Annotated in this window: 8 protein-coding genes and 1 pseudogene; 5 read left to right on the forward strand and 4 right to left on the reverse strand. The window is 37.1% G+C overall.

Annotated features, from left to right (window positions below):
- Positions 1 to 486: 486 nt before the first annotated feature.
- The 3 genes and pseudogenes from IQ226_RS26085 (at position 487) to IQ226_RS23510 (ending at position 1,756) form a co-directional block, all read left to right on the forward strand.
- Positions 487 to 759 (forward strand): annotated as a pseudogene (locus IQ226_RS26085) (DUF6516 family protein).
- A gap of 215 nt (positions 760 to 974) precedes the next feature.
- Complete coding sequence (locus IQ226_RS23505; protein ID WP_193899420.1) at positions 975 to 1,265, forward strand: DUF1778 domain-containing protein; 291 nt, start codon at positions 975 to 977, stop codon at positions 1,263 to 1,265.
- The gene (locus tag IQ226_RS23510) at positions 1,262 to 1,756 is read left to right on the forward strand and encodes a GNAT family N-acetyltransferase (protein WP_193899422.1); all 495 of its coding nucleotides are present in this window, start codon (positions 1,262 to 1,264) and stop codon (positions 1,754 to 1,756) included. Before IQ226_RS23505 ends, IQ226_RS23510 begins: the two co-directional genes overlap by 4 nt.
- 639 nt (positions 1,757 to 2,395) lie before the next feature.
- Here the strand turns inward: IQ226_RS23510 and IQ226_RS23515 are convergent.
- Positions 2,396 to 4,114 (reverse strand): ABC transporter ATP-binding protein, encoded by a 1,719-nt coding sequence (locus IQ226_RS23515; RefSeq protein ID WP_193899424.1) that lies wholly within the window; start codon positions 4,112 to 4,114, stop codon positions 2,396 to 2,398.
- A 125-nt stretch (positions 4,115 to 4,239) separates the two neighbouring features.
- Positions 4,240 to 4,398 (reverse strand): hypothetical protein, encoded by a 159-nt coding sequence (locus tag IQ226_RS23520; RefSeq protein ID WP_228039638.1) that lies wholly within the window; start codon positions 4,396 to 4,398, stop codon positions 4,240 to 4,242.
- 49 nt (positions 4,399 to 4,447) lie between these two features.
- On the opposite strand from IQ226_RS23520, the gene IQ226_RS23525 reads away from it, so the two are divergent.
- Positions 4,448 to 5,230, forward strand: coding sequence for an ABC transporter permease (locus IQ226_RS23525; protein ID WP_193899426.1), 783 nt, complete (start codon positions 4,448 to 4,450; stop codon positions 5,228 to 5,230).
- Positions 5,231 to 5,766: 536 nt separating this feature from the next.
- Here IQ226_RS23525 and IQ226_RS23530 read toward each other — a convergent pair.
- Together IQ226_RS23530 and IQ226_RS23535 are read right to left on the reverse strand one after the other, a co-directional pair.
- Entirely contained in the window at positions 5,767 to 7,425 is a 1,659-nt protein-coding gene (locus IQ226_RS23530) for a mechanosensitive ion channel family protein (protein ID WP_193899428.1), read from the reverse strand.
- 752 nt (positions 7,426 to 8,177) lie between these two features.
- On the reverse strand, positions 8,178 to 8,816 hold the full coding sequence (locus tag IQ226_RS23535) for a Uma2 family endonuclease (protein ID WP_193899430.1): 639 nt from the start codon (positions 8,814 to 8,816) through the stop codon (positions 8,178 to 8,180).
- Positions 8,817 to 8,940: 124 nt separating this feature from the next.
- Between IQ226_RS23535 and IQ226_RS23540 the strand changes: the two genes are divergently transcribed.
- Entirely contained in the window at positions 8,941 to 9,663 is a 723-nt protein-coding gene (locus IQ226_RS23540) for a pyridoxine 5'-phosphate synthase (RefSeq protein ID WP_193899432.1), read from the forward strand.
- Positions 9,664 to 9,722 lie beyond the last annotated feature (59 nt).

Here is a 9,722-nt window from a genome sequence, read left to right on the forward strand (position 1 = left end):
TGTAATGTTCCAGATTGCATTGTGCTGTGGAAGGTTTGCTGATTTTTCTAATTGTCCGATACCTGATAAGTAGATGATACTTTTTATCAATACACTATTTTACTACTTTGTCAATGCGTAAGTCCTATATTTAATGTATCTTTCTCGTTTGCTGCGGAATATGCTCTCTTCCACCGGGAAGCTGAATAGGAAATTTTGCAGTTACGACATCGCCAATTTGTAAAATACGCTCTGTCATACACTTGTCTTAATTTTTACTATTTCGGCGATAAATTTAGCAGAAACGGTAAATGGCGATCGCACTTTTGAAACCTGATATGAAATAGCGATTGCTTTTTGCAGTTTAGCTTTTTTGTCTGTGAGGCGATCGCCAGAATAGGTGTAAACTTCTGGATAATTTCTCTGAGAATAATTTGATTAAGGGGGGTAAATGTAACGATTATTCGAGAAGAATCACAAACTGATAAAGGACTATGGTGTTATCGTCTGACATTAAAAGATGGTAGCTTTTTAGAAATGTTTGAATTCTTGCAAATAGCATCAGGACAAGTAGAAAGAATTAAATATAGTTTCCATTGGTAAACTAAAAATAGAGAACTAATAAAACGTTGGGATAACGCACCCCATCATCCTGAAATTTCAACCTACCCCCATCATGTACATGATGGTTCTGAAGATTCCGTTTTTCCTTATTTACCTATTGATATTGAAGAAGTTTTCAGACAAATTTCTGAACATATAAAATTTCAATTAAGTTAGTGCGATAGCGAAATTATAGCGGTATGCACTTGAATGAGATACATCTTAAGCCCCCGCATCGCTTGCGGGGAGGGGGTTGGGGTTCTTGTACCTCATAACATCGGGAAGTGCTGTATTACCAAAAATAGCGATTTTCTTACTAAATATTGTAATGTCGTTGTCATTACGCTATGCTAAGATGATCTAATCAATAATTACGACCAAAAAAATCCACCATGACCAATCAAACAAAAAATATGACTGTGCGTAACACCCTAAATTTACGCATTAAGCCAGAAGAACGTGATTTGATAGATATGGCCGCCAAAGTGTTAGGTAAAAATAGAACTGATTTTATTTTAGCAGCAGCGCGGAATGCTGCGGAGGAAACTTTGCTGGAACGGACTATTTTTTGGGCTAGTCCAGAGGCTTATGCAGAATTTATCGCCTTACTAGATGCACCACCCCAACCTAATGAGCGGTTACGCAAAACCATGCAGACAACTCCATCTTGGGATAAAGAATGAGTTTAACACCACCTGAAACTCTCTCTAGTCATCACTCCTGCTCTGATTTTTCCTGTGGAATCGCTTCTCTTGATGATTGGTTAAAACGTCGAGCTTATACTAATCAAATCAGTGGTGCAACTAGAACTTTTGTTATCTGCGCTGACAATAGAGTAGTTGGGTATTATGCCCTTGCTTCTGGAGCGATTAGTATACAATCAGCGTTAGGTAAATTTCGGCGAAATATGCCTGACCCTATTCCGGTAGTAATTTTAGCAAGATTAGCAATAGATAGTTCTTATCAAAGTCAAGGTTTAGGACGGGCTTTATTTCGTGATGCGGCGCTAAGGGTTGTTCAAGCTGGTGATACAATTGGTATTAGAGGAATTATTGTTCATGCTATTTCTGAAGAAGCTAAGGATTTTTATTTGGCTTTAGGTTTTATTTTGTCTTCTCTTGAACCAATGACTTTGATGATTACTCTTAATGATTTACGTGATTCTATTACTTAGAAATAAATATTGAAACTTTATGAAAAATGCTGCCACAACTACCAAACGCATTTTAGCGTTAAACCATTCTGTAATTGATGCGATATATAAGGGTTTAGCAGTGCTAAACCCCTTAACAGGTGACAAGTCATGTATCACTTCTTTGTCATTTTGTCAATAGGGAATTTTTGCGATCGCTCAAATTAGATCATTTTTGAGCAAATTTATGGCTAAAATTTTTGTAAAGTTTTGTATCGGACTGGGAGATTGATTTCTGAAACCACTGTCAATAAAAGGTTTCAGATTAACATCTTCTAAAAGATCCAAAATTGACAATAATAACCCGATTATGAAATTCTCTAGAATTATAGCAAATCGCGGAAAGTATTGCAACCTCGTTGATAAATAGAAAAGATTCTCAATTAATTATTAAGAAAATCTAAAGGCAAATTGCTATAAGTTATAAATATCAAAAGTATTCTTAGTTTAGGATAATTTAAACTTATGATAAAGCGATGAAAACTGATCTATCTGAGAAAGAACGCTGGGGATTAAACTATGAGCATATTATTGGATTATAGCGGTTGCAGTAGCGTCTCGTATCCCTTGCGAGAATTTCAGATCCCCGACTTCTCTAAGAAGTCGGGGATCTTATGGATCTTATTGTTGGGCATAATACCGCGCATATCTTCCTTCTAATTCTAATAATTCCTCATGATTTCCTGATTCGACAATTTGCCCTTTTTCTAACACCAAAATGCGATCGCACTTCCGCACTGTTGACAATCTATGGGCAATAATTAACACCGTACGGTTTGCCATCAGTCTTTCCAAAGCCTCTTGTACCAAAGCTTCTGATTCTGAATCTAAGGCAGATGTGGCTTCATCAAGTATCAAAATTTGCGGATTGAGAAGGACTGCACGAGCGATCGCAATTCGTTGTCTTTGTCCCCCGGATAAATTCACACCCCGCTCACCCACCCAAGTCTGATAACCTTCCGGTAATTGTTGAATAAATTGATCAGCATTGGCGATTTTTGCCGCTGATTCTACTGCGTTAATATCAAAATTATCTTGTCCGAAAGCGATATTTTGGGCAATAGTTCCCGAAAACATAATTGTTTCTTGAGGAACAATCCCAATCTGTTTTCTTAAACTATTTAAAGTCACATCTCGGATATTTATGCCATCTATAAAAATTTCCCCAAATTCAGGATCATAGAATCGAGGTAAAAGATTCACAAAAGTAGTTTTCCCAGCACCGGAAGCACCAACAAGGGCAATCGCTTGACCAGGCATGACTAATAGACTAATATTATTTAATACAGGTTCTCCTGATTTATAGGCAAAAGTAATATGGCAATATTCAACCTTACCATTAACAGCAGGAAGGGTAATAGCATTGGGTTTTTCTAATACCGTTGGTTGAATTGCTAATAACTCAAAAACCCGATCAACTGATGCCTCACCTTGTTTAAATTCATTATAGTTATTAGTAGTGTGACCAATCGGATCAATTAACAAAGCTGCTGCTGTTAAATAACTAAAAAATTCACCGACGGTTAAATTGCGTTGAGATATTTGCCAAGTTCCTACCATTAACAAAGATAAGGCACTGACAGCTTCTAGAAATCCCACAATGGGAATTTGAATCGCTTTTAATCTTTCTACAGAATATTTAGCTTTAAAACTGCGTTCTGCTTCATAACTAAATCGCTCAATTTCGTATTTCTCCGCAGCAAAAGCTTGAATTAAGCGAATCCCGCTGAAAACTTCCGTTAAAATCGCCGATAAATCAGAAATACGACTTTGACTTTTGAGAGAATATTTCCGTAATCTTTCCCCAAACCAACCAATTAAAATTCCCATAATTGGGGCAACAATTACCGTAGCTAGGGTAAGTTGCCAATTCAAATAAATCATGTAAATGGGAATAGCAATTAACTGTAAAGCACAGGGAGTAAAATCATGAAAAAGCTTATTGATAACTTCTCCAACCCTGTCAACATCTTCCGTAAGACGATAAGATAAATCCCCAGCTTTAGCAGTTTCAAAATAGCTGAGATTGAGTTTTTGTAAATGAGTATAAACCTGTTGTCGCAGATAAAAAGCCACCTTTAACGCTGCTTTTGCCATGTATAAATCTTGCACAGACTGAAAAAAGCCCCTGACAAGAAAGATAGCAGCACTGATTCCGGCTAATTGAGCGATCGCTAATACATTACCATTTGCGAAAGGAACTGCCAACTTACCCGCGACATTAATCAAGGTTAAAGTTGCCAGTACATATCCCAAAATCCCCACAAAACCCTTAGCGATAGTTGGCCACTGGGTGCGGATATATGGTAAAAGTTGCCAATAATTAGAACGTGTTTTCAAGTCGTAACATCCACAAAAAATATTTTCCTTGTTTGACGCTACCAGTTTTTGGGTACATTTGGGAATAAAATATTTTATTCTTTATTAGCGCTGTTTTCCTTAATTACATGAATAATCGCAGGTAATCAAGAAACAATAACAATTAAACCAATTATTGGTAATAGATACTTATCTAATTGTTCCGCTGGTAAAGATTTTCCTAAGAAAAACCCTAACAAAGTAATGCCAAATGTCCAAACAAAGCCGCCAATTAAATTGTAAGACATAAAAGACCGATAGTGCATAGCTCCAACACCTGCTAATATTTAATAGATATTGGGGTAAAGATGAAAAATGCGAAGATATTTAAAAGTTCTGAGATTATTTTGGAGTGCGGCGATCGCTGCGGAAATGGAATATCGTGTTAATTTTATCATTACTGCTTTCAGTAGCTTAGGTAATTTAGTAGGTAGTGTCTTTGGTTTGTTCCTGTTTTACCGCACAGGCTACACTTTTACAGGCTGGTCATGGGAAGCCGCCTTAGTAGTCTTAGGAATTTTCACCTTATTACAAGGCTTTAGTGCTACCTTCCTAGCTCCGAACTTAAATCGGATTGTGCGTCATGTCCAAGAAGGGACTTTAGACTTTATATTATTAAAACCTATTCGTAGTCAGTTTTGGTTATCTATTCATACCGTTTCTCCCTGGGGAATACCAGATTTAATCTTCGGTTTACTCATAATTGGCTACGCTGGTACAAAACTCAGCTTAGGAATTGACAAATACTTACTGACTATTTTCCCCTTGTCCTGTGGTTTGGTCATTCTTTATAGTCTGTGGTTTATACTAGGTGCAACCAGTATTTGGTTTGTTAAAATATACAACATTACAGAAGTATTAAGAGGACTTTTAGATGCCGGCAGATACCCGATTACAGCCTATCCTGCTGCTTACCGTTTTTTCTTTACCTTTGTAGTTCCTGTAGCTTTTTTAACTACAGTTCCCGCCCAGTCTATGTTAGGACAAATTCAATTTACCTGGTTGCTGAGTGCGGGATTATTAGCTTTGATATTATTTTTCATTTCTACTCAGTTTTGGCGATTTGCTCTCCGTTTTTACACTAGTGCTTCCAGTTAAGTGGACTCAACTTCACCATTACGCTTACCGGATCATCTTGTAAACAAAAATTAAGATCCCCGACTTCTGTTGTAATCGTCTCCAGAAATTGTGACTTATCCTTAGAAGCCAGGGATTTGCGAAACCTGACGGGATGTGAATTAAATAAAGTGCAAAAGTAAAAAAGTAGGGTGTGTTAGCGACAGCGTAACGCACCATTCCACGTTAAGTAGGTGAACACAATAAAACCAATCTGTGTAACAATACCTTATGCATTTTTTGTAGGTCGGGTTAAGCGACAGCGCAACCCGACGCATTTGTTGGGTTATGGCTATCGCCACACTATGGCTAACGCCACGCTCCGCGAACGTGAACGTACCTCAATCTAACCTACAAATCAAGACTTTTTTTGATTTGGACAAGGTATTGGTGTAAAGAAAAGTAAAATCCCCCAAACCCTCTTCACTATTGCCTATTGCCTTGCCATAAGGACGATTTTCAATGCTAACCTACTTATATTGAAAATCTCAATCCTTACTACCGCAATTATTTAGGACTTAACCAGTGTAGATATGAGCCAGTCTCAAGCGGCGAATCATTTCTCGTCGCACTTCATTTTTAACTCTTTCACCACGTCGCCAATGTTCTAATTGAATATTATCAATATAGAACCTTACAGAAAATTGAATGGAAGAACCTTGAATATCTGTAATTTGAATTTGTGGTTCTTTCCAAGCAGTAGAAGACTCCTTAAAGTTAGTTTCCAACCAATCTAGAAGTTTGACTGCGTAGTCATCTAACCTAGTTTCATCAACTCCTGGACTAGAAATTTTCTGAAATAATTTATTCAGTTTTATCTTCAGAAGTTCAATTTTTTGTTCCCATTCATCAGGCAAAACACTTCGATCTTCCAAGACCAAATCTGGATCTTTTAACCATGTTTCATACCAATATCTCACTAAGCTAATGAGATTTTCTTTATTCGTAGACTCTTGTTCTTCTTCCAACCAAGAGCGTTGTCGTTTACCCTTCCGTTCTGTGATAACAACCATTCCTACTAGGTTTAATATCTCTATGTACGTCTTCTGAATACTTCTCAGTTCTTGTGTATCTAACCCACCTCTTTCTAAAAGTTGAATTTCTTCAATTAATTTCTCGAATACGGTGTGGACTTTTTTCAACTGAAGATTTATTTCCTTTTCAATTAGTATCCGTTTACGTCCAGCATCCTTTTTGGAAAGCCTATCCCCCTGAGCTTCTTTTAATCCATAGAAGCTATCTAATGATTTGAGTTTTTGATCAAAATCAGCTAATGTGTCTGGATGTCCAGCAACAATTTCTTGCAGGATATCCGTTGCCATCATCGCATCAGCATCAATTCTCACTGATACTTGAATTGTATAGGCATAGTGAGTAGTAGGACGACTCAGGTTAGTGATACTTTGATTTCCCAAAGCAGCATTAGGCATATATACTTCACAATGCTGCTCAATCAGATACAACTTTGTTACCCGAATCCCAATTTGTTTGATAATTGCCAGTGAACCATCAGAAGTAGTAATCACATCTCCGAACTTAAATGGTGTATCAACTAATAGGACTAAGCCACTGAAGAAGTTGCTTAAAATATCTTTCACTGCTAATCCCAAAACCACAGTGATACTACCTAGGGCTAATCCTATCCCGGTTAAATCTACACCAAGGGTAGTAAAGAATAGAGAAATACCAATAATATAAGTAATTACTGGGATAAAATTTTGGAGGAGAGGTATTAAAACATCATCCCAAATCGCCTCCGTTCTCCTGGCATAAGCTTTCAAATAGCTAACGACTGCCTCTGTAAACAACTGAGTCACCCAGTAAGTTAAAGCCGCTATTAGAAAGGCTAGGAGTCCCTTCTGAATCCATTCAATTATTTCTCCTGAATTACTTAAGTTGAATAGGGCAATTTTGAGACTCGTCAGGATAAAAATTATAGTCAGAGGAGTTTCGGAAATGCCAAGAAGGAGTAGTAATGTATCTTTTTCCCATTTGCGAGCAAGTGATTTTAGTACATAAAAAAGCCCTATATAAAGTGCAAAAGAAATTCCGGTACATAAACCTAAACTGAAAAGGAACGTACCAAATTGTGCCGCGGTTGGCATAACTAGTAGTGCTGTGGCTACAGGATTAGTTCTTGCAGGTGAGGCTGCCGCTTGGGCAAGAAAATAAATCATTAGTGTCTAAATTCTTACAATTTTTAACAAATTAAAAGGATAATAAACTATCCAATCTCAAAAATCAACCTCTATATGTGATTGATATTTGATGTATTTTTTGTTTATGTAACCATGTAAGTAAGTCGGCACAATAAAGTCAATATATATTTAGTTTTGTAAAAACCGCGAAATACCCTATTCATAAGGTATTCGTTAATTTACATTTCGTTACATTGATTCTTTAATAACGCTGACTTACTTAAGTGTAATTTTAAGATAATACCTTATTTTTACCACCTTGTCACCCATCAGAGGTAGTTTAGGTTAAGTGACAGCGCAATCCAAGGCTCATCTTGGGTTTCATGCTAATTGCTCCGCGAATGTTTACGTTCCACAACCCAATCTACAAATCAAGGCTTTTCCTAATTTGGACAAGGTATTGTCACTTACAAAGCCTTTGTAGTTTAAATTTTACGCGTATGATAATCTCCTTAGAGCTTTCTCAAAGTATTTGATTATGGAGGTAATTGCTGAAAATTTAGAAAAATTTCCGATTTTATCCCGTATTATTACAGATAAGCATATATCATAATAATCAACTCTTTAAAAAAACTTCTCAGGTGCAAGGTCAAAGTAGAATTCACGATGCTCTGAACAAACCATTTGTTATCAATTAATATAGTGTTAAAGTATTAAACATTTATCATTTTCATGATTGTTTAATTGTTCATGATTAATTATCACCTCTTCTAATTAAGCTTAAATTTCAATCATAAATTATCCTTAACCCAACTCCTAAAATTCCGCATAGCCTGACTTCTCCCAATAGTTAAACACTGCCGTACATACTCATTAACTAATTCGACAATGGGAATATTAGGAAAATTAGGACTAGATTGAGATTTTATATATTTCCCTGACTGTAACAAGAAAATCTCCAAACCTTGTTGTTGATATCGCCACAGTTCAGGAACTCCCAAAATCTCATAATTGTCAAACCGAGTCCGAGAAGTAATATCAATTTCAATAGCTAAATCTGGTGGTGGATCTATATTTAAATCAATGCGATTTTTGCCAATTACAGCAGCTTGATTTTGAATATAAAAACTAGTATCTGGTTCTACAGCTTGCTGCATTCGCTTATTTTTAAGTGTTGTCGAACCAAAAGGCTCAAAATCAATTTCCAATTTATCTAATAAAAGTTTAACTAAATCACCAATAAGTTCTTTATCTTTTTCGTGTTCAGGTAAAGGAACCATAATTTCTAACCAACCATCACTATAAGAAATACGCGCCGCACGCCTTTCTCCCATTTCCTCCAAAATCTTTTCTAACTGCTGCCAACTAATATTCTTGAGTAACATTTGTTGACCTGGATTGACAATAATTTGTTGCAGTTCTAAAAGCATATCGCCTCAAAGATTATCCAATTTTTTAAGAATTATCTTTCTTTATAATATGACCATTCACCCCTAGAATTGGTATTTCCTGTAAAATTAACATCTGAGAACCGTTAAACAGGAGAAACCAGGCGTGCCTACACTCGGTGTTAACATTGACCACATCGCTACCATTCGCCAAGCACGGCGGACAGTAGAACCAGATCCCATAGCAGCAGCAATACTAGCAGAACTAGCGGGTGCAGATGGCATTACCGCCCATTTGCGCGAAGACAGAAGACATATTCAAGATCGAGACGTGCGGCTATTGCGACAAACAGTGAGAACCCATTTAAACTTAGAAATGGCAGCAACCTCAGAAATGTTAGCGATCGCCCTAGATATCAAACCCGATTATGTTACCCTAGTACCAGAAAAACGGGAGGAAGTAACAACAGAAGGTGGTTTAAATATTGTTGGACAAATTGCTAGAATAGGGGAGATAGTTGATAAATTGCAAAACGCCGGCATTCCCGTTAGTTTGTTTATTGATGCCGAACCACCACAAATTCAGGCATCTGTCAAAGTAAAAGCCAAATTTATTGAACTACATACAGGGCAATATGCGGAAGCCAAAGACGAAACAACTCGGCAAAAAGAACTAACTTTATTAGCTCAAGGCTGTGAACAAGCCATTAAAGCTGGGTTGCGGGTGAATGCCGGTCATGGACTCACCTACTGGAATGTTTACCCCATTGCCGCCCTTCCAGGCATGGAGGAACTCAATATTGGTCATACTATCATCAGTCGGGCAGCTTTAGTAGGTATGGAAAGAGCCGTCCGGGAAATGAAAGAAGCAATGCGGGGTAATTGGTAATTGGTCAGTTGTCAGTTGTCAGTTGTCAGTTGTCTAATATCTGTCTCTTATAAACATCT

It is taken from the genome of Dolichospermum sp. LEGE 00240, from assembly GCF_015207875.1.
GTDB classification, from domain to species: Bacteria; Cyanobacteriota; Cyanobacteriia; order Cyanobacteriales; family Nostocaceae; genus Dolichospermum; species Dolichospermum gracile.